The organism is Sphingobium sp. AntQ-1 (genome assembly GCF_028538045.1).
Classification (GTDB): Bacteria; Pseudomonadota; Alphaproteobacteria; order Sphingomonadales; family Sphingomonadaceae; genus Sphingobium; species Sphingobium cupriresistens.
This window is the reverse complement of sequence record NZ_CP117162.1, coordinates 23,313-46,438: the sequence shown is the minus strand read 5'-3', so window position 1 is coordinate 46,438 and position 23,126 is coordinate 23,313. Positions and strand designations below refer to the sequence as shown.

Sequence of the window (23,126 nt, the reverse complement as noted above, 5' to 3'; positions counted from 1 at the left end):
GCAAAAGTTGGAAGTTTCGCACGGTATGCCCACCCGTCACCTCACTGATGCCCAGCGTCAGGGCTTTTCTCGCTTCGACGGCGAACCGTCGGCCGACCAACTCGCGCGATATTTCCATCTGGACCAAACTGATCGCGACCTCATTGGAACTCTGCGCGGAGACCATAATCGGCTCGGCTTCACCGTGATGCTGACGAGCGCCCGGTTTCTGGGCGCATTTCCAGTCTCTCCTTCCGAGATCCCCGCGTCGGTCCTGGCGACCGTGATCGAACAACTCGCTCTTGAGCCCGCCACGGACGTGGACGCCTATTTTGCGGGAAGCCGGCGCATCCGGCACCTCGCGCTCATCCGGACGCACTGCGGCTTCACGGACTTTGGCGACAACGCGGTGGCGCGTTTCCGATTGACCAGATGGCTCTACGCCCTTTGTTGGAGCGGCGACGAGCGGCCCGGCCCCTTGATTGATCGAGCGGCGGCCTGGCTGATCGCCAACAAGGTGCTGCTGCCAGGCGTCACGGTCGTCGAGCGATTGGTCGGCAGAATCCGCGATCGTGCGCGGACCAGGCTTTGGCGCCATCTGGTCGCCAGCTTGAGCGATGACCAACGCGCGCGCATCGCCGCCCTGTTTGACGATGGCGACACATCCACGTTCGCCGCCTTGGACGCGCTGCGGACAGTGCCCTCCAAGCGCATGCCGACCGAGCTCTTCCGTCACCTTGATCGGCTCGATGCGGTCCGGGCGTTCAATCTGCGGCCGGCGCCACCAAGGGGTGTTCCCGCGACAACCCTTGAGCGGCTCGCGCGGGTAGCGCGTGTCAGCAAGCCTTCGGCCATTGCGGCCCTTCAGGAGCCTCGTCGAACCGCGACTGTAGCCGCGCTCTTCCATACGCTCGAAGCGGCGGCCCAGGACGATGCCGCCGAGCTGGCCGAGGTTCTGCTTGCCGATTTGGTGAAGGGGGCCGAAGCCGCCGACAAACAGGACCGTCTGCGCAGTCTGCGCGATCTCGATGGCGCCGCGATGCTGCTCCACGCGATGGGTCTGTTGGTTTTGACCGACGATGTCCTGCCCCTCAATGAATGGAGAGATGTGCTCTTCGAGCGGTTGCCCCGTCCCGACATCGAGGCCGCCATGTCCAAGGTGGAGGCGATCGCCAAGCCCGCAGAGAGCAAGCCCTACGACCAACTGCGGAGAAAGTGGCGGGGTGCCCGGAAATTGTTCTTCGAAATCACCAACCGCATCGAGACCGACGCCGCCCCGGGCGGCAAAAACGTCAAGGCCGCGATCAGCTACCTCAAGGGCGTAGACGACTGGTCGTCTCTCGCCAAGATGCGCGGCGCACCGACCGCTGCGATCCCAAAGGCGTGGAGGCAACATGTCCTGGATCATGAAGGCAGTGTGCGGGACCCGAAAGCCTATGTCTTCGCGATCATCGATGCATGGCGTCTCGCGATCAAGCATCGCGATGTGTTCGCCAAGCCCGGCATCCGATACGGAGATCCTCGGCGCGGGATGCTCGAGGGCGAGTCCTGGCACAATTCCAGGTTGATGGTGGCACGCGCCCTGGGCCGATCTCTGGAAGCCGACACTGAGATTGACGGTCTCTCCCGCCTTCTCGACGAGGCATATCGACATGTCGTCGCGCGCGCCGGCCACAATCCTGACCTGCGTTTCGAGACGGTCGCCGACAAGACCGGGATTGTGGTCACGCCCCTCGACAAGCTTGATGAATCCGAGAGCCTTCGTGCGCTGCGCGGCGCCGTCCAAACGCGCATGCCGAAGGCGGGGATGCCCGACATCTTTCTTGAAGTCATGGCGCGAACCGGATTCGCCAAGTCCTTTACCCATCTGAGCGAGCGTCAGGCCACCGTCGAGCACTTCGAGATAAGCCTGTGCGCAACCCTGGTCGGCGGCGCCTGCAACATCGGTCTTGAGCCAGTTGTGCGCCCGGAAATTGCGGCTCTGCGTCGCGACCGGCTGTCTTGGGTCAATCAGAATTTCATTCGGCCTGAGACCATAGCTGCGGCGAACGCCGCGATCGTTGCCGCCCACAATCGCCTGGATATCGTTCGCCACTGGGGCGCCGGAGAGGTGGCCAGCGCGGACGGAATGCGGTTTGTCGCTCCGTCGAGCGCCATACATGCCGGCCCCAATCCCAAATACTATGGCCAGGAGCGCGGCGTCACTTGGTACAACATGATTTCCAATCAGTTCAGCGGGCTGGCCGGAGCGGTCATCCCCGGCACCTTGCGCGACAGTTTGGTCGTCCTGGCTCTCCTGCTGGAGCAGGAAACCGAGCTCGATCCTCTGGAGATTATGACCGACACCGCTGCCTATTCCGACGCAATTTTCGGCCTGTTCTGGCTCCTGGGCTACCGATTCAGCCCCCGTCTGGCGGACATCGGCGGCGCGAAGCTGTGGCGCATCGACCGCCAGGCGAGCTACGGACAATTCGATGAGATTGCCTGGGGCAGGATCAAAATCAATCTGATTAGGGAAAACTGGTCCGACCTGATCCGTTTGGCCGGGTCGATCAAGCTCGGCCACCTCAAGGCCGCAGGCGTCATGCGCATGCTGCAGGTCAAAGACCGCCCAACGACCCTGGCCAAGGCCCTGTCTGAACTGGGGCGCATCATCAAGACGCTGCACATCCTGCGATACATCGACGACCGACCGTTCCGCCGACGGATCTTGTTTCAGCTCAACCGGCAGGAATTGCGCCACAAGCTCGGTCGGCGCGTCCATCACGGCGATCGGGGCGAAATCAGAAGCCCTTTGCGTCAAGGCCAAGAGGAGCAGCTCGGGGTCCTCGGTCTCGCCCTCAACTCCATCGTCCACTGGAACGCTGTCTACATGCAGGAAACCGTGCGCCAACTCAGCGAGGCCGGGGCGCCACCGCTGCCCGCCGATATCGCTCGACTCTCGCCGATATTCTGGCGTCACATCAATTTCCTCGGGAGCTACGACTTCTCCGTGCCCGACGCCGTCGCAAACGGCGGCCTCAGACCGCTACGCCAACCTAATTCCGAATGGGACTTTTGAAAAGAAATAATGCCCCTTACGACACTTTCTTGTTCCGCTCAGCCGCACGACCCTCGATCGTCGCCAGCGAGCCACCGGCGACGCGGAATCTCGCCACGCTGCGCGACCGCCTCACCCTCGCGCCGCAAGCCTTCGCCGACATGCTCACCGACATGCAATCGCACGGCGGCCTGGTCGCGCGCGCCGCCAATCGCCACCTCGGCAAATCCGATCGCGAAGCCGCCGGCGTGCTGTCGGCCGCGCAGCGCCATACCCATTTCCTTGACAGTCCGCGCATGACGGCGGTGCTGGGGCGCTCGGATTTTACCTTCGCCCATGTGAAGGCGCAGCCTACCAGCGTCTATCTGGTGCTGCCGCCCGATCGGCTCGCCACCTATGCCCGCTGGCTGCGCCTGATGCTCGCGCAAGGGCTGACTGATCTGGCCCGCGCGCCGGCCTCCCCTGCCCGCTCCGTCCTGTTCCTGCTCGATGAGTTCGCCGCGCTGGGCCGCCTCGAACCCGTCGAGCGCGCCATGGGCCTCATGGCTGGCTACGGCATCCAGCTCTGGCCGATCCTCCAGGACGTGCATCAGCTCCGCGCGCTCTACGAGCGCCGCGCCGGCACCTTCCTGTCCAACGCCGGCGTGCTACAGGTGTTCGGGGTCAACGATCATGACAGCGCCAGGCTGGTCTCCGATCTGCTCGGCCAGGAAACGGTCGTGTTCGAGACGATGAGCTGCGCGATCGACGCAGAGGAAACCGGCATATCGTTCGGCGCGCAGCATGTCGGCCGTCCCCTGCTCACGCCCGATGAGGTCCGCACGCTGCGCGAGGATTTGCAGCTCCTGTTCCTTGCGGGGCAACGGCCGATCGTCGCCGCCAAGCTGCGCTACTATGCTGATCGCGAGTTGGCCCAGTCGGCCCGAAGCTGCGATTTTGGCCATGTTGGAGAACAAAGATTGAACATGGCGATCTACCAGGCTCGCTCTTGTCCTCCAATCTCGTAAACATCGGTCTCGATCGAGCACCTGTAGCTCTCTGCGATGTTGAACATCTCTGTCTGGAGAGATGCGATCTCATCATCGAGGCTGACGCCATCGGCACCCTGATCATAGGCGACGGTCAGCGTGTAATCGCAGTTCCCGGTCTTTTGCATCTGGTAATCCCGCTCCAGCATCGCCTCAATGCGCTCGCGAGCGGGCTTTCTGCCACGACCATGCTTGTTGAAGTTCTCGATGGTCAGATGCAGGGCGATGGTGACAGAAGGCGGCTTTTCCGGCAGCCCGATCCTTGAAGGAATGACGTCAAGCGCCCGATAGACGGTCATTCTTGAGATCTTGAGGTCGCGCGCGACGCTGGCCTTGCTCGCGCCGGCGGTGATCCGGCGTCGGATTTCATCGTCATCGATGTTTTTCTTCCGGCCTTTGTAGACGCCTTCGGCGCGCGCCGCCTCGATCCCGGCGCGCTGCCGGTCCTTGATGAACGTCAGTTCCATGTCCGCGACCATGCCCAGAATGGTGATCACCATCCGCCCCATGCTTCCGGCCGTCGTCACCTCCGGCTCAAGCACCCGCAATGAGGCTCCCTTCTGGTCGAGTTCATGAACCAGATTGAGAACATCGCGTGTGGAGCGACCGAGCCGATCGAGACGCAGGACGACGAGTTCGTCATCGGCGCGCAGGAACTGCATGATCGTCTCAAGCTCCGTGCGTCCAGTGCGCGATGCGCCCGAGCCTGTTTCGGAGCGGAGGATTTCACAGCCCGCTGCCTTCAACCGGGCAACCTGGATGTCGAGATCCTGGTCGATGGTGCTGACGCGGGCGTAGCCGACGCGGGTCATGGGCAAATCCGTCACATTAGGGTGGCTTTGCCCTCGTACAGTAACATTGGTGACGGAACCACCCTTTTGTGACATGTCGTATATGTCACTTCCGATCGTCACGTTCGGGTGCACCCAAATGGTGCGAGCGGAAAGGCCCCGGTCAGGCAGCAAGCCGCCCAAAATCGATCCGGCTATTCAGATCGAGGTCGAAGCGGCCATAAGGATTGACGTGGCTGTAAATCAGCGGTGTGAGGCCGCGATAATCATCCGGCGTCATCCGGCCCGTCCATTTCGGTTCCACCAGCACGCTCTGAAGCATTCGGGTGTTCACATAGACAAGCGACGCTTGCAGCAAATGTAGCGCCAGGACCGAGAGCTGCTGCTCATCGATGCGGTTAGTGGCGATCTCGCCGCCCTTGCCGAAGAAAACGAACCCATTGGCACTGTTCCAGTTTTCAACGACATTCAGGCCTTCATGAATTTCGCGGCGGAAGGACTCCTCGCGCAGATACCGGCACAGGAAGATCGTCTTGACCGCGCGGCCCAGCTCACTCAACGCCTTGTAGGTCGGGTGCATCACCTCGGAGCGGCTAAACCGGCGCAGGATCGCCTCCGGGTCGGCGGTTTTTGTCTGCATCGCGGCTGCATATTTGACCATCTCGTCATATTGCTGCTCGATCTCATCCCAGTTGATCGGACTGGAGAGGATCGGCTGCAAGTGGGGAAGCCGCGTTCGCATGCCGACATCGGGAAGAGCCAGCTTCTGGCGAGCGATCGCTTTCAGGCGGGGTGCAAGCTCAAATCCGAGAAGCCGGCAAAATGCAAAGCCAACCGCGCTTTGGCCATGACTATCAACATATTGTCGCTGGATTTCCATGTCGGTGCAATGGCGCAGCACGCCCTCGATCATGGAGGCGACCTCGGAGGAAGAGCAGCGCTTGAGCTGGGAATAGACGCATGTCGCGCGTCGTTCGACATGCCAGTAGATCATGACGCCCCGTCCACCATAACGCGCATGCCATTCCGTCATCAGGTTGCGATCCCAGGCTCCGAACTTTGTGGAATCTGACGCACAGGCCGTGCCGGCGTCCCCCCAGACTGCAGCATTGCGGATTGCCAGGGTCGCATTCGCAACCCTGGCACACGCCTCCTTGAGCGCCGCGGCATGAACGAAGCGGCGATGGACATGCAGCAGCTCTTCATAGCTGACATCGGGGGTGGCGCCGGCGATCCGCTTGAGCCCGGCATTCGTTCCCAGGCCGTAGAGGCATAGCAGGAGACGTTGATCCAGCGCGGTTTTCGGCAGTGCAACACGCGAGGCCGATGTTTCGAACGCTTCGAGAAGTCCCGTATCAAGGGCAGCCTCCTTCAGTACGTCGAGCAGCCCGGTCATCGGCCAGCGTTGGCCGATCTCGGTCTTGATCGAGGCGAGACCCCTGGGTTCGGGCAAGGGTTTGAACGGGGTGAGAGATATACGGTTCTCGCCGCGCCACAGCAGCCGAACCTTGTCGTTCCGGGGAATATTGGCATTGAGGAGCAACAGTTCCTGAGCAAGCTCTTCCCGGATGGCGCTTGAAAATGCACGCGCATCCGCCGTCAGGTTCAATCCTGTGTAATATGCTTCTCGCCGCGCATCGAAGTCCTTGGGAAGATCGTCATCGGGATTGCGGTATCGGTCCGCCCCGACAACCCAGATTTCCTTAGAACGGATGCGATCGCGCAGTTGCGCGAGGACACAAAGCTCATAACTGATCCGGTTTACGCGCCCCTCTTCATCAATGACGGAACTGCGCCATCTCGCCGGAATGACCTCGTCGACCGGCACTGCGTGCGGCGGCACGTAGCGGCATCCATCATCCACTTTGCTTCTGATCCAGTCCAGGGCCGCCAGCACCGGACGCCACACGGCGTTGTTCGACCGGAACTCCAGTGCCGAAAGCAGGCTTGGCAGCATACGGCGATAATGATTGGCCCATGACCTCCGCATCACCTTGTAGATCCGCCGATCCAAGGCGCCCTTTGCCTGGCTTTCCTTGATGATCGCCGCCAGTTTGTCCTTGCCGGCGATTGGGAAAATGACATCGCAGATGCGCCCGGATGGATCGTCGATCGAAGCGCTGGCAATCTCGACCAGGAGTCGCTCCTTGCCATAGACCCGCTCGATGTCTTTCGCGATATCGCCCACCACCTTGCGTTTCGAGCGCGATCCGATCTTATGGACCGTCTCGATCAGCAGGTCGACCATCGCATCCGTAAGCTGAGCTTCCCGCGCCATCAGATAAACGGCATAGAGCCCGAGCTGGCGCGCCGGTACATGCCGGCGCATCTCCGAGGCTTTCTCGCCGGCAACCCGGCGAACGATCTGATCGACCCATGCCTTGCCCGTGACCGATAGGAAATCTCGGGGAAGAGCAAGCCGTTGGATAAAGGCGAGTTTGGCGGTCACGCCAAGAATGTTTTCGAGCGTCGCCTGACCTGCATCCCCCTTCATCGTGTTGAAGCCGGTCGGGCCATCGGGATCGGCGAGCGAGGCTTCCAGCAAGGCGACCGCATCCGGCGCAAGCCGATCGCGGACTCGGGCCAACAGGGCCTCCAGATAGAGGTGTCGTTGCGAACGGACGAGGCGTTCCAGCTCCTTGCGCGACGGCCCATAGATACGGCGGTCGCGGCACCACAGGAAAACATGCTCGAGCATGGCATTGATCGGCTGCCCGCCCGCACAAAGATCGTCGGAAATCCACCTCGACAACGCCCTGCGATCCGTCTGCGTCATACGGCGGAACCCGAGATGCCGCAAAATCTCCGCGCAATGCCGGCGGGCGGTGCGCCCGGAAAAATCATAGTGGTTCACGGATTTGGCATCGAGACCAAGTTGCTCCGCCAGATACAAGACACCGTCGGAGGGTATCGACGCATGATCCGGCACAAAGAAGCCATGCCCGGCGAAAAATCTAAGCTGAACCGCCAATCCCAGTCGTGCCGTCTCCGCTTTGCCGGTCACGAACGCGATGTCCGAAAAACTCAGGCTCCAGGAGCCGATCAGATCCCCACTCGAAACGCCAAGGCTCATAACGCCGCTCCCTTATCGGAGCGGAACGTCGTTCCTCGCATGGGCGATCGTCAACAACAACCAGCCCGTTCCCGACGTGTTCTCCAAGATGACCAAAATCGCAGCTTCGGGCCGACTGGGCCGAGTTCGCCGGGAAGTTCGATCCCGCCTGACAGCGTTTGAATGGCCACCCTCCGGCTAAATTGCAATCATAATGCTATCGAATGTATAACGATATGCATTCATATCGCTATATATGCGAGGAGATATCCATTCGCTGAGAGAATCGCGCCCGAACGCGGAAAAGTCGGCCTCTGGCGGGCGAAAGGTGAGTTTTGGGGTATGGACTCACCGGTGGCGAGTCGCCAGCCATTGACGTGGCGGGTGATACCCCGAGGATCTTCACCCGGACTAGGCCGCCCAGGAAGGCTGTGGAGCGCAGCTTGGAGCTTGACCTCTCCCTATACCTATCAGAAGTTCGAAACAGGGCTGAGCGGCCCGCAAATCGCGCCTGTGGCGACGTTTCCACCTCCCCCGCCCTCTCGATCGGATCGCCGTCCTATCCGCCTGGCTTTCCTGGAAAGCCAATTTGCAAGGGTGGCGCTTGGCGCTGTGGCAGTGGGTGAGGCGCAGTGTTTAAACAATCTCCAATCAAAACAGATAGCGTGCCGGCGAAGCCGGCTCATCATGGGGATGCCGGGTGGGAGGATCGCTAAAGCGATCCGGGGCGGCCACAGGCCGCGAGCCGGCGGGGCGAAGCCCCAAGAGGCGGTGTTTTTCTTCTTTTCCGGCGCTGCCGGTGTATTGGGACCGAAGTTATCCACAGGCAGGGCTACCCCAAAACTCACCGTTCGCCTTCTGATTCAAGGATTCTTCTTAGATTCAAGATTCAGGGGCCTTCAAGTCCGCAGAAACCCTAGGGGAATGACCGCGAAAAGTGAGCGTTGGGGTCGAGTCGCGTGAGTTTTGGGGTAGCCTTCGGTGAGTTTTGGGGTCGGTAAAAGTGAGTTTTGGGGTCGAGTCCGGTGAGTTTTGGGGTAGTCGCCCGATCGACGGTGAGTTTTGGGGTAGCCCCTCACCGTTCGCTCGAACGGCGAGTTTTAAGAATTGCCTGGCTCACCATTGGTGTTAAGGTGAGCGCATGTCCCATGCAACCTCACCTTTGGACGGCGCAAAGGCACAGCTTGCCCTGATCGATACCCCTGCCCGCACCCTCGCGCAAAAAGGGCGCGGAAACCCGTTCGATCCGGCCAATTACGGGGAAATCGTCAAACCCGGCGAGCTGGTCGATATTGTCGAGCTGACCCCCCTCACCCTCGCCGATCGCCGAATCTACAATCTGCTGATCGCCAACGCCTGGGAGCGCATCGGCGAGCCGGTCATCCATCGCATCGCCAAGACCGCGCTCAAGGGCACGCACCAGGGCAATGAGCGCATCGAAAGCTCGTTGCTGCGCCTAATGGGCACCATCGCGATCGTCACCATCCGCAAGGCCGGCAAGAGCTACAAGCGCCGCGTCCAGCTTCTCGGCCCCAGCGATGAAAGCCTCGAAAAGGACGGCTTCCTCCACTACCGCATCCCCGAGGAACTGATCGAGATACTGCGCAACAGCGAGGTCTATGCGCGCCTCAAGACGCAAGTGATGTATTGTTTCGAGTCGAAATACGCGCTGTGCCTCTATGAGATGATCGAGCGCCGGATCGGCCTCGAATACAAGCAAAGCGAAGAATTCACGATCGCGGAGCTGCGCGGACTGCTCAATGTGCCCGAAGGCAAGCTTGAACGCTTCGCCGATCTCAACAAATATTGCCTCAAGGTCGCCCAGGAGGAAATTAACAAGCTCTGCCCTTTCTATGTTGATTTCACGCCGATCAAGAAAGGCCGCAAGGTCGAAAAGGTCGCGATGCTGTGGATGTCCAAAACATCGAGCGGTCGCCGCGACGCGCAAAACCTGATCGATCAGCACAGCATCGTCCGCCGCGCGAAGATGCGCGGCGGTATTCCCGAAATGCCGGTGCTCGTGGACTTCAACCTGCCCGCCGCCGAACGGTGAGCCCCTACCCCAAAACTCACCTTTCGCGCGGCGCGCTACGATCCGCTGCGCTTCACCCCCAGCGCTTCACCCTTCGCCGGCGTCGAGCGCCCTGCTCACGGTGAACTGAATCCATGCGCTGCGGCTGATACCGCGCCGCTTCGCGGCGCTATCGACCTTCGCCAGCAAGGCGCGGTCGAAGCGTAGCATGACTGGCGACTTGCGCGGGCCATCCTCGGCCGCCGTCGCGATCGCCCGCGTCGCGGGCTTGGCGGCCCCGGCAATGAAGGCGTCCGCCGCATCGTCATCGCCGGGGGGTTTGGGCTTGCTGTTCGGTTTACGAGCGATAGCCATCACAATTCACTCCGCTATTATCATGCTATACAAATACCGCGCCGATCAGCGCCGTCAATTCATCGATCGCCTTGGCGTCGCGCGGGGTCTGCTCGACCACCCCCCTGCCCTCGGCCGCCGCGTTCGGGAACGCCTTGCGGCGCACGATCGACGTGGGCAGCACCTCGATCCCCTCAATGTCGCCGATCATCTGCAGGGCCGCCTCGTTGTCGCCGCCCTGCGAGTCCGCACCGTTGAGGATCGCGACGGCGCGTAGCCCCTCGTTGATCTCGCGCGCCTCGGCCACTAGCGTCGCCACCTGATCCAGCGCCCACACGTCGAAGCTGCGCGGTTGCACCGGCACCAGCAGCGTGTCAGCCACGGTGAGTGCAGCGCGCAGCGAGCCGGTGTCGCGCCCGCCCACGTCGATGATGATGTCGGCATATTTGGCGGCGAGCTGGCGGACCTGGCTGCGCAGCGCAGCGCCGGTGAGCGCGACGGCAGTATAGCCGGCTTCGCCTAGCCGTTCGGCGCGAAGCTGAGTGAAGGTGAGGGCGGTCCCCTGCTCGTCGCCGTCCACCAGCAGGAGGTCGCGGCCCGCGAGCGCGCGCGCCACCGCAAGGTTGACGGCGAGCGTGGTCTTGCCGACGCCGCCCTTGGTGTTCCCGACTACCAATATCATTCCGCTCTCGCTCCGCTGGCAATATGCATGCGCTATAGCATCCTTTGTAAAGCTAGACGATATACATTCGATCGCGGCGATTATTCGCCCTCGTCGTCCAGCAGCTCATGCTCCATCTGCCCATGATCCTCGATCGGGCAAAGCGGCGCTCCGGCCAGCTCCAGCCATTTGCGCGCGGTCCTGACGGTATAACCGCACGTTGCGCACTCGCATTTGAGCATCCGGGGTTTATGCTTCTTAGGCGCGGGCGACTCCCCGTCCGTGTCGAGACGGGCATGGGGGAGAGGGCCGACATCGGCGAGGATCAGCGCGACAGCCGCAAGAAAGGCATCGCCGGGGGTGGCGGCGCGCATCGGCCCGACCAGACAAAGGCCAAGCGCGACCCGTTTAACCACCTTCCCATAACCTGCTGGGATGCTGACAGCGGCATGGATCAGCTCGTGCGCGAGGATGGCTGCGATCTGCGCCGGCATGGCGTCGGGCGCGTGCGCTAGGTCCGGGCAAATGAAGATTTCAAAATGCTCGTGCGCGCTCAGGCGGTTATCCCAGCACTCGCCGATTGCCTTGGTCGGAGCGGTCACGCGGAGATAGAGCCGTGCCTGAAGGGCGGTGCCCGGTATTTCCTTCTAATATCGAAATGGATGCATAGCGGTAGCGTTATGATATACAGATAATAGATACTTGAACGAAGTGGGATCGGTAGGAGGAGAAGTGAGAGGGCATGGTTGAATATAATGGCAATTTTTGTCATACAAGGGCGATTGGAGGTATCAGCCGATGGCTACAATGAATGTTTCTCTGCCAGATCCCATGCGGGACTATGTCCAGAACCGCATCGACAGCGGCCAATATGCCAGCGTCAGCGATTATGTGCGCGACCTGATCCGCCGCGATCAGAGCACGATCGTTGACGAAGAACGCTGGCTGAAGGAACTCGATGCGTCGATTGATGAAAGCCTTCAGGAGATGAAGGCCGGTGGCGGTCACGATCTCGACGAAGTTTGCGACGCGATCATTGCCGACATTGAGAAAGCAGCGAGCGGTGCATCGCGTCAATGAAGGTCACGCTGTCCACCCGGGCCAAGCACGACCTCGAAGGCATCCGCAGATATATCGAGAAGGATAATCCCGGCCGCGCGATCTCGTTCGTTGGCGATCTGCGCGATACCGCGAAGCGCATAGGCGATATGCCCCGCGCCTTCCCGCTGGTCCCGCGCTATGAACAGCATGGGATCAGGCGTCGTTCCCACAAGGGATATGGGATTCTCTATTCCGTCGAGCCGGACCGCATCTTCGTCTATCGGATCATCGGCCCAGGACAGGATCATGACACCGCCCTGCAACTAAATTGAGGATCGAGCGACGGGCGCCATGAGGGCCATATTCATCCGTCACGGCGAAAGCACCGGCAACGCCGGCGTGCCCTGTCACGATCTTGCGACGAGCGAGTTGACGGAGCGGGGCTAGGAACAGGCGGTTCCGGTCGCGGCGCGTTGGGCCGAAGCGCCAGTGCTCATCGTTACTTCGCCCTATCCCCGTACCCCCGCCGACGCATCATATATATTGCTGCCGGAACGGTCAGCGGCTTTTCCCAGCAAGGACTGCCAGTCGCCATCGAGCGGGCGTTCGCGCGCGTCGAGGAGCGCTGGGCGATGCGGGCGCTCAGGACCTAGTTGCGCGATTGCGCGGGTGATGACCGCGACGCGCGTCTTCCAGCCGGGATGGGTGCGGCTGTTGAAAATATTGGAGGCATGCGCGGGGCCATAGGCGCGCCAGAAGGCGAGAGCGATATGCGGGTCATAATTTGCATTGGCGAGGAGCGAGACCGACAGGATATCGGCCTCCAATTCCGTCTGCCGGAAATAGCCGACATTGCGGCCGATACCCGAAAACAGGCCATAGCTTACCCCTTTTACCTCCAGCCGTTCGCGGTGGCGCAGGATATTATGCGCCAATTCGTGCGCGATCGGCGCAGCGACCCATTGTGGATAATCGGCGAGGAAACGGCTGCCGATCTGCACCAGCTCGCCATCGGCCTGCGCGAGAAAGCTGTTGCCCAGCACTACCTCGAAGCGCGAGCGGCAGGCCGGGACGGGAATGACACTGCGGTCGTGATCGACCCCGCCCCGGCGCAGGCGTAGCGTCAGTGGGCGGGCAGGGGGCAGGGCCATGACCGCACGGGTCGCATCGATCAGCGCGGCGGTGCCGGCCTTGGCCTGCGGATCGGCGGGCTTGAAACGCATGGTGCCGATGCCCAGCAACGTGTCGTCGCTCCGCACGCCGGCAGCGGCCGCGGGCGATTCAGGCAGCACCGCTTCCACCCCCACTAGCCCTGCGAAACGGAAGTGGCGGATCGCCGCGCCGCGCACATCGCGTGCATATTGGTCGGGCGTGTGGAACAGCAGGCCAAGGCCTGGCTCCTGCTGGTCACATAAGGAAGCATTGGCGGTGGCGAGACGATAGCCGATCGCCGCGATGTCCGTGTCGACGCTACGAATGGCTTCGAAATCGGGCGTTTCCTGCGCGGATATCGGCGCGCCCATCACGAGCATCGCGGCGGCGGCCAGCAGCAGAAGCGCACCTCCATTTTTCCCGCTCTTTATGATCGCGATCCTGCTATGCTTGGCCATTATCATCATTTTTAGCGGGCTTAAGGGTCCGAAAGATATCACCGCTTTCGATGCTTGCAAAATTATTCTCCCACTTCGCCAAAGCCCCCGCGCCGCTCGCTCAGGCGCCCGAGGGACGCCGCATCTATGCGATCGGCGACATTCATGGCCATCTCGATCTGCTCGACGGACTGCTGGCGCAGATTTTCGCCGATGAAAGGACAGGCGGCGTATCGGGCGAGCTTATTTTCCTGGGCGACCTCATCAATCGCGGGCCGCAGTCGGCGCAGGTGATCGATCGGCTGATCGACCTGAGGGCGCAGCGCCCCGAAACGCGCTTTTTGCTCGGCAATCATGAAGAGTTGTTCCTGACCGCGCTCGACGGCAATCGCGAGGCGATCCGCTTTTTCGATCGCGTCGGCGGGGCCGAGACGATCCTGAGCTATGGCATCACGCCTGAGGCTTATGACGCGGCTGACTATGCCGAACTCTCAGCGATGCTGCAGGCCGCCGTTCCACCCGCGCACAGGTGCTTCCTCGACGGCTTCGAGGATATGATCGTCGAGGGCGACTATGTCTTCGTCCATGCAGGCGTGCGCCCCGGCGTCGCGCTCAAGAAGCAGCGTCCCGGCGACTTGCGCTGGATCCGCGAGGAATTTTTGGACGAATCAGGCGGAGGCAGCGCGCCCGTCATCCCTGGCATGACAGTCGTTCACGGCCATACCATCTTTGAAAAAGTTGTCGAACTTCCAGGTCGCATCGGCCTGGATACCGGTGCCTATCGCTCCGGCATCTTGAGCGCGATGGCGTTTGAAGGTTCCAACCGCTGGATTATTCAAGAAAAGGTCGGAACAGTCGTAACATAGAGTGTGTTTTTTGGCCGGACCCCATGCGCTCGCACGACAATTTGCTTGCATGGCTGCAATGACAATGATAGCGACGCCTAACTTGTTTCTCGAAAGGGATGTTCGACATGCGTTTGAAGTTTCTTATTGCTGGCCTGATGGCATCGTCGCTGGTTGCCGCTCCGGTGATGGCGAACTCCGCTTCGGCCCTTTCGGTCGCCAAGGCGAGCAACGTGAAGGCAGCGACGTCGCCCAAGAAGGCGAGCAAACTCAATGGTGGCGTTGCCCTCGCCGGCGTTGGTATCGTCGTCATCGGCGGAATTCTTCTGCTCGACGATGACGATTCTGACAGCAACTAAAACTTTGCTGAATGCGAAATAAAATGGCGGCTTTCTAGCCGCCATTTTTTTGCCCTCCATCCCATGCTGGACGGAGGGCTTTTAAAGCCCTGCCTGATCTGGGCAAACCTGAGCGACTGATCTTCGCATCGCGTCAGCACGCGGGGGAAAGCACGATCCGCCTGCGCTGGGCACCAAGCAACGTGCCGCTCCCAACCCAGGATCGGCATGCCGCTTACCGGATAATGTATCTTATCTGGAACCGGGTGCGGGCAGCGCGTCCCGCGTCGCCAGTTCATGTTCCGTCATCAACTGCGCCTCGACGGCGACGGATCTGGTCTCCATCGGAACATAGGCCCATCCGTCAAACAGCATCGGCTTGCTATTCTCGACCTGACGCAGTTCCCCATCCTGAAATATCATCGGAAGTTTCATCCCTGTTGCTGTCGCGCCGCTATGATACCTATAATATAAAGCCGCATGACTTTAAACCGGCATCTTGCGGTTCTTCCTATTTAACCATCCTGCAAAACGACACATTATAGGGTGCCATAGCCTTGGCCACTGCGCGCAATCCGCGCATGTCCCACTCCAAACAAGAATGGCTTTTCTCATTCCCGACCTGACCGCTATCCCGCAGGACTATCATCGCTTGATCCTGTGGGTCAGCGAAAAGACAGGCCTTGCCGACAATCTTCTCCATATCCATAGCGGGTTCATCATATTCCTACTGGCGCGACTCGTAACACGCCGCCCTTATCGCAGCTTCGTGCCGCTTCTGTGCGTCGCGTTGGCCGAGGCGGGCAATGAAATCCTCGATTATATGGCTTATCGCTGGCGACCTACCGACACCTATTGGGATATCGCCAACACCCTGTTCTGGCCACTGATGATCAGCTTCGTTGAACGGTGGCCGCCGGTGGCAAAGCGGGATAGGCAATGACGCGATCAACTTGCTTTGATTTGCCTAATATGCGTAAGAAGCGCCCACAGTTTCGGGGGCTGAATTTCCATGTGCGGAATAGTGGGCATTATCGGGCAAGAAGATGTTGCCGCGCGGCTTCTCAATAGTCTCAAGTGCCTTGAATATCGGGGCTATGATTCCGCTGGCATCGCCACCGTCGATGGCGGCGCGATCGAACGACGCCGGGCATCGGGCAAGCTTGGCAACCTTGCCAAGGTGCTGGAGGCTGAGCCGCTGCCCGGCGCCGTCGGCATCGCCCATACGCGCTGGGCGACGCATGGCGGCCCGACCACGAGCAACGCCCACCCCCATGCCACAGACGAGGTGGCCGTCGTCCACAATGGCATTATCGAGAATTTCAAGCCCTTACGCGACGCACTGATCGCGCGCGGCCGCGTGTTTACCAGCGAGACCGATACTGAGGTCGTCGCCCATTTGATCAGCGAAAAGCTCGAAGCCGGCGCCGATCCGATCGACGCGGTACGCGACGTGCTGCCGCAGCTGCGCGGCGCCTTCGCGCTCGCCATCCTCTTCCGCAACCAGCCTGATCTGCTGATCGGCGCGCGGCTGGGTTCGCCCCTGGTCGTCGGGGTCGGGGAGGGGGAGACCTATCTTGGCTCGGATGCGCTTGCTCTGGCCTCGCTCACCCAGCGGGTCATCTATCTGGAGGAAGGCGACTGGGCTGCCTGCCACCGCGACAAGGTACAGATTTTCGATCAGGGCAATCAGCCGGTCGAACGCGCTATTACCCAGTCCGGGGTCGATAGCGAACTGATCTCCAAGGGCAATCATCGCCATTATATGATCAAGGAGATTTACGAGCAGCCGATCGTCGTCGCCCAAACGCTGCGCTCCTATCTCCAGCGCATCGACGAGACGCTGACTCTGCCGATCCCCGATTTCGATCTCTCGGCTATCAAACGGGTGACGATCGTCGCTTGCGGCACTAGCTTTTATGCCGGCATGGTCGCGCGCTACTGGTTCGAGCAGTTCGCGCGCGTGCCAGTCGACCTCGATGTGGCTTCTGAATTCCGCTATCGCGCGCCGGTAATCGAGCCGGGTGGCCTGGCGCTCTTCATCAGCCAGTCGGGCGAAACCGCCGATACGCTCGCGGCGCTGCGCCATGCCCGCGAGGAGGGGCAGAAGATCGCCGTCGTCGTCAATGTGCCGACCAGCAGCATGGCGCGCGAGGCCGATCTGCTGCTGCCGACCTATGCCGGTCCTGAAATTGGCGTTGCCTCGACCAAGGCCTTTACCTGCCAGCTGGCGGTGCTTGCTGCGCTCGCCGCAAATCTGGCGCGTGCCAAGGGCCGGCTGACGCCTGCAGACGAGCATGCCGTCGTCAAGCATCTGGCTGAAGCGCCCGCCGCGCTCAATGCCGCTCTTGCTTATGAGGACACGATCAAGACGGTCGCCGCCGAGATCGCGATGGCACGCGACGTGCTGTATCTGGGCCGTGGGACCAACTATCCGATCGCGCTTGAAGGCGCGCTCAAGCTCAAGGAAATAAGCTATATCCACGCCGAAGGCTATGCCGCAGGCGAGATGAAGCACGGCCCCATCGCGCTCATTGATGAAAATGTGCCCGTCATCGTCATCGCGCCTTCGGGTCCGCTGTTTGAAAAAACCGTCAGCAACATGCAGGAAGTGCAGGCGCGCGGCGGCAAGGTGGTGCTGATCAGCGACTATGACGGCATCCAAGCCGCAGGCACCGATTGTCTGGCAACGATCACCATGCCCAAGGTCCACCCGCTAATCGCCCCTCTGGTCTACAGCGTGCCGGTGCAATTGCTGGCCTATCATGTAGCTGTCATAAAAGGCACCGATGTAGACCAACCGCGCAACCTGGCGAAATCGGTGACGGTGGAGTGAGGACCCGCCGTATGATAATCAAGGACAGTTGAAGCACATGACGAAGGAAACGCGCAGCGCCCTTCTTACCATGCTGGAATCCCTGACCAGCCTGCCGCGCTCGCTCCGCAGATGGCTGGTCTTCGGCTTTGACGGGTTACTTTGCCTCGTCGCGGCTTGGATCGCGCTCGCCCTGCGCCTAGGCGAATGGCCGAACGATCTGCGCGCATTGCTGATCCTGACGGCTACCACGCTCTTCTTCTGGGCGATGATCGCTTGGCCAGCCGGGGTCTATCGCAACCTTATCCGCTTTTCCGGCGCCCGCGCATCGGGCCGGCTATTCTATGCCTGCGCGTTGCTGGCGGTGCCGCTAGTGACCATTTTCGGCTTCATCCAGATAAACGGCGTTCCGCGTACGATCGCCATCCTGCACCCGATCATCTTCTTTCTGGCAATGCTTTTCCTGCGCCTTGCCATGCGCTTCGTTGTCAGCGATTTTCTGCATCTCGCGCGTGGCAAGACCGAAGAGCGGCGGCGACTGCTCATCTATGGCGCGGGACGCGGTGGCCAGCAGCTGGCGAACTCGCTGCGGCAGGAGCCGCATCTAATGCTCGTCGGCTATATCGACGATGACGAGCGGCTAAGCAACCAGCAGCTCGACGGGGTCACCGTCTGGCATTCCTCTATCCTCGATCGCGTCCTGGAAGAACGACGGGTGGACGAGGTCGTCCTTGCGATCCCTAGCGCGCTACGCGTCCGGCGGCGCGAGATCGTGACGACGCTGCAGACCCGCAAGATTCGCGCGCGCATGCTGCCGGGCATCGGCCAGCTTATCGATGGTCATTTCGCTGTCAGCGACATTCGCGACGTGCAGGTCGAGGATTTGCTCGGCCGCGATGCCGTGGCGCCCAACGAACTGCTGATGGGCAAATCGCTTCTGAGCAAAAATGTGCTGGTGACGGGCGCTGGCGGCTCGATCGGCAGCGAGCTTTGCCGTCAGATCATCCGCTCGCGTCCCAAGCGCCTGATCCTGGTCGAACAATCGGAATATCTTCTTTACGCGATCGAGAGCGAATTGCGTCAAATGGCGCTAACCGAAGGCTGGGAGGTCGAGCTGATCCCCGAGCTGGCCGATGTCGCCGACAGGGATTCCGTCTTCCGCATCTTCCATCGCTGGCAGCCCGAAACCGTCTATCACGCGGCCGCCTACAAACATGTGCCGCTGGTCGAGAGCAATCCGATTGCGGGCATGCGTAACAATATCTTCAGCACGCTCCATTGCGCGCTCGCCGCCGAGGCCGTGGGCGTCAGACGCTTCATCCTGGTGAGCACCGACAAGGCAGTGCGCCCGACCAATGTCATGGGCGCGTCCAAACGGGTTTGCGAGCTCATCCTGCAAGCGCGCGCGCAGGTGCAGGACAAGACGCTCTTCACCATGGTCCGTTTCGGCAATGTGCTGGGATCGAGCGGCTCAGTGGTCCCGCTGTTCAAGAAGCAGATCGCTGCGGGCGGCCCGGTGACGATCACACACAGGGACGTCACCCGCTACTTCATGACCATCCCGGAAGCTTCGCAGCTCGTGATCCAGGCGGGTGGCATGGCCGAGGGTGGTGAGGTCTTTGTCCTCGACATGGGCCAGCCAGTGCTCATCCGCGATCTCGCCGAAACGATGGTCAAATTGTCGGGCTTGTCAGTCCGCGATGCGGCGATGCCGGAGGGCGACATCGAGATCGTCGAGGTCGGATTGCGTCCTGGCGAGAAGCTGTATGAGGAACTTCTTATCGGCGACAATCCAGCGCCGACTATGCATTCGCGGATCATGCAGGCGCGCGAGGTGGTGCATCCGTGGAATTCATTGTCGGAAATCCTGGACGATCTAAAAGATTATCTAAGACAGGGCGATGTGCCAGAAGCACTGAGCATTTTACTGAGGCTTGTACCAGAATATTCGCCCAAAGTTCTTCTAGAAATGGCAAATTAAGATAATATCCATAATTTATTATGGGTGCATTGTAACTATCTGATTGTAATCATTTAATAGGACGGTTATTGATGAAAATAAAGGTTATGCTTGTTTTCGGCACGCGTCCTGAAGCCATTAAAATGGCTCCTCTCGCCCTTATGCTTACTCATGATGAGCGTTTTGACTGTCGGATATGCGTTACAGGGCAGCATCGCCAGATGCTGGACCAGGTTCTCAATATTTTCGATCTCAAGGCGTCTTACGATCTTGAGATCATGCGGCCGAAGCAGGATCTTAGCGATATAACCAGCGCGGTTTTGCTGGGAATGCGTGAGGTCTTCCAGCAGTTCCGGCCGGACATGGTGCTTGTCCATGGCGATACCGCCACGACCTTCTCAGCAAGCCTTGCTGCTTATTATCACCAAATCCCGATCGGCCATGTCGAAGCTGGTCTTCGGACGCATAATCTTTACTCGCCTTGGCCCGAGGAAGCCAATCGAAAGCTTACCGGCGCATTGACCGCACTGCATTTCGCGCCGACGCCATCGTCTGAAGCCAATCTACTTCGCGAGGGCGTGGATCAGAGCAATATCCTGGTGACGGGCAACACCGTTATCGATGCGCTTTTACAAGTCGTCGACAGGCTGAAGACTGACGAGCTCCTTGTGCGCGAGGTTCAGGCGCAGCTGCCGCAGTTCGACAATGACCGCCGCATGATGTTGGTGACAGGCCATAGACGCGAAAGTTTCGGTGGAGGCTTTGAACGCATATGCCAGGCGCTGGCGAAGATCGCTGCAGATTTCCCGGACGTCGACATCGTCTACCCGGTTCACCTCAACCCGCAGGTGCAGGAGCCGGTCAACCGGCTGCTGGTAGATATCCCAAACATCCACTTGATCGCGCCGCAGGAATATTTGCCCTTCGTATATCTTATGGATCGCGCGCATATCTTGCTGACCGATTCCGGCGGCGTACAGGAAGAAGCGCCATCCTTGGGCAAGCCCGTCCTCGTCATGCGCGACACGACCGAGCGTCCCGAGGCCGTTGAGGCCGGAACTGTCAAGCTCGTCGGCACCGATACGCAATTGATTGTACAGGAAGTCACCCGTCTTCTAACAGATGAAGAAGAATATACGCGGATGAGCTTTGCCCATAACCCCTATGGCGACGGCGCTGCGTGCAAGCGCATCGCCGATGCCTTGGCCGATTGGGCCGAACGACATTTTCAGAAGAAGGATAGCGAGGCAGCATGACCAGCCCCACCATTTCCGTCATCGGCCTGGGCTATATCGGCTTGCCGACAGCCGCCATGTTCGCGTCGCGCAAGGTCAAGGTGATCGGCGTCGACGTCAACGTGAAAGCGGTGGAGACGATCAATCGTGGCGAAATTCATATTGTCGAGCCCGACCTCGACATCGCGGTCCATGCGGCCGTCACTGAGGGCTTCCTGCACGCCACCACCACGCCTGAGCCGGCAGACGCCTTTCTGATCGCGGTGCCGACACCGTTCCGGGGCGACGATCATGATCCTGATCTTAGCTACATCGAAGCAGCGGCCCGCGCGATCGCGCCTGTCCTTCAGGCCGGCAATCTGGTCGTTCTGGAATCGACTTCGCCCGTCGGCGCGACGGAACAGCTTGCCGAGTGGCTGGCGGCCGCGCGTCCGGACCTGAGCTTTCCGCAGGCAGCAGGCGAAGCGTCAGATATCCGCGTTGCGCATTGCCCCGAGCGTGTTCTGCCCGGCAAGGTCATGCAGGAGCTCATTCATAACGACCGCGTGATCGGCGGCATGACGCCCAAATGCTCGGCCGCCGCAGTCGCGCTCTACAAGATTTTCGTCGATGGCGAATGCGTCGTCACGAACGCCCGTACAGCCGAGATGGCAAAGCTGACCGAAAACAGCTTCCGCGACGTCAACATTGCCTTTGCCAACGAGCTGTCGATGATCTGCGACAAGCTGAATATCGACGTATGGGAGCTGATCGCGCTGGCCAATCGCCACCCGCGGGTCAACATCCTGCAACCCGGGCCAGGCGTCGGCGGACACTGCATCGCGGTCGACCCGTGGTTCATCGTATCAAAGACCCCGGACGAAGCCCACCTGATCCGCACCGCGCGGGAAGTGAACGACGCCAAGCCGCACTGGGTTCTGGACAAGATCAAAGAAGCTATCGCGCGGCATCTGGACGCGAACCCAGGACAGAACGAAGCGGACGTGACGGTTGCCTGCTATGGGCTGGCGTTCAAGCCGGATATCGATGACCTGCGGGAAAGCCCGGCGGTGGAAATTGTGAAGGCGCTGTCGCAAACGCATCTTGGGCAGGTGCTTGCGGTAGAGCCAAATATAGAAGCTCTCCCTGTAGAGCTAAATGGGATCAAATTAGTCAGACAAAATGAGGCTGGAATTGCAAACGTGCATGTGCTGCTTGTAGATCATCGCGAGTTCCGTGGCAGAAATAAGCCATCCCAGTGTGTCATAGATTGTCGAAACGCATGGAAAAATTAAATATAAAGACGGCGCCAACCGACTTTTTCCATTTAACGAAATTGCCCTGCAGCTATTACGGATTTTAATATGCGTCTCGGGAATGCACTCTTCGCCCTATGCATAGCTGCATTATCTCTCGGTGTCAATGGGAATGAAGTAGACTATATATACATAGCTATATCTCTATTTTCAGCTTTACTATTTATAATATGTATAGTCTTTACAAGATCTTCTAAGAAAAACTATGTATATTCTGGTTTTCAATTGTACATCAGCTTGGCATTTGTCTTTTACGCATCAATTTCGTCTTTAATTTCTTATTCTTTTTCAAATTCATTTGGACCAGTAATAAGCACTGCTTCTTTTCTTTTACTTCCTATATCATATGCATTTTTGAGAAATATTAATATATCTCGAGAGGATTGGATTCTATTAGACGTTGATAGCATATGTGTAAATGCATCTTTATTATTCTGTTTTGCGCTAATACTAGGGCATCCATCGGAATTTATTAATTCTATAACTGGCAACTCTCGATTTACGTGGACGGAATTTAGGTCAGTAAACCCGCTACCTACCTTTGCAGCTATGCTATTAATTTGGCGGTATGGACTGCGGTCTATAACTCAATGGAAATTGTGGGCTTTAGTGATATACATATACTCCACTAAGTATACGAACTGGCTCGCGCTCCTAGCTATAGCTCTGCCTCTTCGATATTTTTTAACGACTTATTCTCGAGTTTGGGCATCAGCGGTATTAGTTAGTCTTATTGTTATTATAAATTCTATCGTCGCAATGAATTGGAGGGAGGTATATCTTTTTTTTCCAAAGGAGTTTGAAAGAATATATGAGATATATATTGCTCATTTATCATTGATAGACAATCCCATATTCGGCATCGGATTTGGTTCATCGTATGATCGTGGATTTTACCAAGCATATACAATACACAACCTCATGGCTTATGTTATTTCATCGGGTGGCCTGTTAGGATTGTCTATATTTTTAATCCTTATAATTTCTTATTCTCGCATATATTCTGGTAAATCTGATTACATAATGGTGTCTTATTTAATACTTACCGTAACTGCTGCTAGTTATAAGCTTCCTGCCTTCCAGCTCTACCTA

Annotated in this window: 18 protein-coding genes and 2 pseudogenes; 13 read left to right on the top strand and 7 right to left on the bottom strand. The window is 59.3% G+C overall.

The genetic code is table 11. The features are described 5' to 3' along the window. The first annotated feature begins 25 nt into the window (after positions 1-25). Complete coding sequence (locus tag sphantq_RS23850) at positions 26-3,040, top strand: Tn3 family transposase (protein WP_059153620.1); 3,015 nt, start codon at positions 26-28, stop codon at positions 3,038-3,040. A gap of 56 nt (positions 3,041-3,096) precedes the next feature. Then, positions 3,097-3,933: pseudogene (locus sphantq_RS23845) on the top strand (type IV secretory system conjugative DNA transfer family protein); the annotation flags it as partial. 59 nt (positions 3,934-3,992) lie between these two features. Here sphantq_RS23845 and sphantq_RS23840 read toward each other — a convergent pair. Both sphantq_RS23840 and sphantq_RS23835 read right to left on the bottom strand, forming a co-directional pair. Continuing rightward, positions 3,993-4,859: a recombinase family protein gene (locus tag sphantq_RS23840; RefSeq protein WP_006961816.1), complete on the bottom strand. Its 867-nt coding sequence runs from the start codon at positions 4,857-4,859 to the stop codon at positions 3,993-3,995. A gap of 142 nt (positions 4,860-5,001) precedes the next feature. Beyond that, the gene (locus tag sphantq_RS23835) at positions 5,002-7,911 is read right to left on the bottom strand and encodes a Tn3 family transposase (RefSeq protein ID WP_006961814.1); all 2,910 of its coding nucleotides are present in this window, start codon (positions 7,909-7,911) and stop codon (positions 5,002-5,004) included. Positions 7,912-9,031: 1,120 nt separating this feature from the next. Between sphantq_RS23835 and sphantq_RS23830 the strand changes: the two genes are divergently transcribed. After that, complete coding sequence (locus sphantq_RS23830; protein ID WP_272800810.1) at positions 9,032-9,943, top strand: replication initiation protein; 912 nt, start codon at positions 9,032-9,034, stop codon at positions 9,941-9,943. A 66-nt stretch (positions 9,944-10,009) separates the two neighbouring features. Here the strand turns inward: sphantq_RS23830 and sphantq_RS23825 are convergent, their stop codons facing one another. The 3 genes from sphantq_RS23825 to sphantq_RS23815 form a co-directional block, all read right to left on the bottom strand. After that, complete coding sequence (locus sphantq_RS23825; protein ID WP_272800809.1) at positions 10,010-10,276, bottom strand: hypothetical protein; 267 nt, start codon at positions 10,274-10,276, stop codon at positions 10,010-10,012. Positions 10,277-10,301: 25 nt separating this feature from the next. Further along, positions 10,302-10,937: an AAA family ATPase gene (locus sphantq_RS23820; protein ID WP_272800808.1), complete on the bottom strand. Its 636-nt coding sequence runs from the start codon at positions 10,935-10,937 to the stop codon at positions 10,302-10,304. 80 nt (positions 10,938-11,017) lie between these two features. After that, positions 11,018-11,518, bottom strand: a complete 501-nt coding sequence (locus sphantq_RS23815) for a transcription elongation protein SprT (protein WP_272800807.1) — start codon at positions 11,516-11,518, stop codon at positions 11,018-11,020. 196 nt (positions 11,519-11,714) lie between these two features. Here sphantq_RS23815 and sphantq_RS23810 point away from each other — a divergent pair, with 196 nt between their 5' ends. The 3 genes and pseudogenes from sphantq_RS23810 to sphantq_RS23800 form a co-directional block, all read left to right on the top strand. Further along, positions 11,715-11,996 carry a type II toxin-antitoxin system ParD family antitoxin gene (locus sphantq_RS23810; RefSeq protein WP_272800844.1) on the top strand — a complete coding sequence of 94 codons (282 nt, stop codon included), beginning with the start codon at positions 11,715-11,717 and terminating at the stop codon, positions 11,994-11,996. Continuing rightward, positions 11,993-12,289 carry a type II toxin-antitoxin system RelE/ParE family toxin gene (locus tag sphantq_RS23805; protein ID WP_272800806.1) on the top strand — a complete coding sequence of 99 codons (297 nt, stop codon included), beginning with the start codon at positions 11,993-11,995 and terminating at the stop codon, positions 12,287-12,289. The genes sphantq_RS23810 and sphantq_RS23805 overlap by 4 nt, the downstream gene beginning before the upstream one ends. A 19-nt stretch (positions 12,290-12,308) precedes the next feature. Further along, positions 12,309-12,494: pseudogene (locus sphantq_RS23800) on the top strand (phosphoglycerate mutase family protein); the annotation flags it as partial. Here the strand turns inward: sphantq_RS23800 and sphantq_RS23795 are convergent. After that, a complete protein-coding gene (locus sphantq_RS23795; protein ID WP_272800805.1) occupies positions 12,467-13,567 on the bottom strand; it encodes a M48 family metallopeptidase in 1,101 nt (366 codons plus the stop codon). The pseudogene sphantq_RS23800 and the gene sphantq_RS23795 sit on opposite strands and share 28 nt — an antisense overlap. 50 nt (positions 13,568-13,617) lie before the next feature. On the opposite strand from sphantq_RS23795, the gene sphantq_RS23790 reads away from it, so the two are divergent. Further along, on the top strand, positions 13,618-14,412 hold the full coding sequence (locus tag sphantq_RS23790) for a metallophosphoesterase (RefSeq protein WP_272800804.1): 795 nt from the start codon (positions 13,618-13,620) through the stop codon (positions 14,410-14,412). Positions 14,413-14,519: 107 nt separating this feature from the next. Then, a complete protein-coding gene (locus tag sphantq_RS23785) occupies positions 14,520-14,750 on the top strand; it encodes a hypothetical protein (RefSeq protein ID WP_272800803.1) in 231 nt (76 codons plus the stop codon). Between the two features lie 231 nt (positions 14,751-14,981). On the opposite strand, the gene sphantq_RS23780 is transcribed toward sphantq_RS23785, so the two are convergent. Further along, positions 14,982-15,152, bottom strand: coding sequence for a hypothetical protein (locus sphantq_RS23780; RefSeq protein WP_272800802.1), 171 nt, complete (start codon positions 15,150-15,152; stop codon positions 14,982-14,984). Positions 15,153-15,330: 178 nt separating this feature from the next. Between sphantq_RS23780 and sphantq_RS23775 the strand changes: the two genes are divergently transcribed. The 5 genes from sphantq_RS23775 (at position 15,331) to wecC (ending at position 22,013) form a co-directional block, all read left to right on the top strand. Next, positions 15,331-15,672 carry a hypothetical protein gene (locus tag sphantq_RS23775; protein ID WP_272800801.1) on the top strand — a complete coding sequence of 114 codons (342 nt, stop codon included), beginning with the start codon at positions 15,331-15,333 and terminating at the stop codon, positions 15,670-15,672. 69 nt (positions 15,673-15,741) lie between these two features. After that, positions 15,742-17,565 carry a glutamine--fructose-6-phosphate transaminase (isomerizing) gene (gene glmS / locus sphantq_RS23770; RefSeq protein ID WP_272800800.1) on the top strand — a complete coding sequence of 608 codons (1,824 nt, stop codon included), beginning with the start codon at positions 15,742-15,744 and terminating at the stop codon, positions 17,563-17,565. 37 nt (positions 17,566-17,602) lie between these two features. Next, positions 17,603-19,525, top strand: coding sequence for a polysaccharide biosynthesis protein (locus tag sphantq_RS23765; RefSeq protein ID WP_272800799.1), 1,923 nt, complete (start codon positions 17,603-17,605; stop codon positions 19,523-19,525). A 71-nt stretch (positions 19,526-19,596) separates the two neighbouring features. Next, a complete protein-coding gene (wecB, locus tag sphantq_RS23760; protein ID WP_272800841.1) occupies positions 19,597-20,760 on the top strand; it encodes a non-hydrolyzing UDP-N-acetylglucosamine 2-epimerase in 1,164 nt (387 codons plus the stop codon). Then, on the top strand, positions 20,757-22,013 hold the full coding sequence (gene wecC, locus sphantq_RS23755) for a UDP-N-acetyl-D-mannosamine dehydrogenase (RefSeq protein WP_272800840.1): 1,257 nt from the start codon (positions 20,757-20,759) through the stop codon (positions 22,011-22,013). The genes wecB and wecC overlap by 4 nt, the downstream gene beginning before the upstream one ends. Positions 22,014-23,126: the final 1,113 nt, after the last annotated feature.

Excerpts from the sequence above, each read along its gene's own strand:
- sphantq_RS23850 (WP_059153620.1), top strand. The coding sequence starts at position 26 with ATGCCCACCCGTCACCTCACTGATGCCCAGCGTCAGGGCTTTTCTCGC.
- sphantq_RS23840 (WP_006961816.1), bottom strand. The coding sequence starts at position 4,859 with ATGACCCGCGTCGGCTACGCCCGCGTCAGCACCATCGACCAGGATCTC.
- sphantq_RS23835 (WP_006961814.1), bottom strand. The coding sequence starts at position 7,911 with ATGAGCCTTGGCGTTTCGAGTGGGGATCTGATCGGCTCCTGGAGCCTG.
- sphantq_RS23830 (WP_272800810.1), top strand. The coding sequence starts at position 9,032 with ATGTCCCATGCAACCTCACCTTTGGACGGCGCAAAGGCACAGCTTGCC.
- sphantq_RS23825 (WP_272800809.1), bottom strand. The coding sequence starts at position 10,276 with ATGGCTATCGCTCGTAAACCGAACAGCAAGCCCAAACCCCCCGGCGAT.
- sphantq_RS23820 (WP_272800808.1), bottom strand. The coding sequence starts at position 10,937 with ATGATATTGGTAGTCGGGAACACCAAGGGCGGCGTCGGCAAGACCACG.
- sphantq_RS23810 (WP_272800844.1), top strand. The coding sequence starts at position 11,715 with ATGGCTACAATGAATGTTTCTCTGCCAGATCCCATGCGGGACTATGTC.
- sphantq_RS23805 (WP_272800806.1), top strand. The coding sequence starts at position 11,993 with ATGAAGGTCACGCTGTCCACCCGGGCCAAGCACGACCTCGAAGGCATC.
- sphantq_RS23795 (WP_272800805.1), bottom strand. The coding sequence starts at position 13,567 with ATGGCCAAGCATAGCAGGATCGCGATCATAAAGAGCGGGAAAAATGGA.
- sphantq_RS23790 (WP_272800804.1), top strand. The coding sequence starts at position 13,618 with ATGCTTGCAAAATTATTCTCCCACTTCGCCAAAGCCCCCGCGCCGCTC.
- sphantq_RS23785 (WP_272800803.1), top strand. The coding sequence starts at position 14,520 with ATGCGTTTGAAGTTTCTTATTGCTGGCCTGATGGCATCGTCGCTGGTT.
- sphantq_RS23780 (WP_272800802.1), bottom strand. The coding sequence starts at position 15,152 with ATGATATTTCAGGATGGGGAACTGCGTCAGGTCGAGAATAGCAAGCCG.
- sphantq_RS23775 (WP_272800801.1), top strand. The coding sequence starts at position 15,331 with ATGGCTTTTCTCATTCCCGACCTGACCGCTATCCCGCAGGACTATCAT.
- glmS (WP_272800800.1), top strand. The coding sequence starts at position 15,742 with ATGTGCGGAATAGTGGGCATTATCGGGCAAGAAGATGTTGCCGCGCGG.
- sphantq_RS23765 (WP_272800799.1), top strand. The coding sequence starts at position 17,603 with ATGACGAAGGAAACGCGCAGCGCCCTTCTTACCATGCTGGAATCCCTG.
- wecB (WP_272800841.1), top strand. The coding sequence starts at position 19,597 with ATGAAAATAAAGGTTATGCTTGTTTTCGGCACGCGTCCTGAAGCCATT.
- wecC (WP_272800840.1), top strand. The coding sequence starts at position 20,757 with ATGACCAGCCCCACCATTTCCGTCATCGGCCTGGGCTATATCGGCTTG.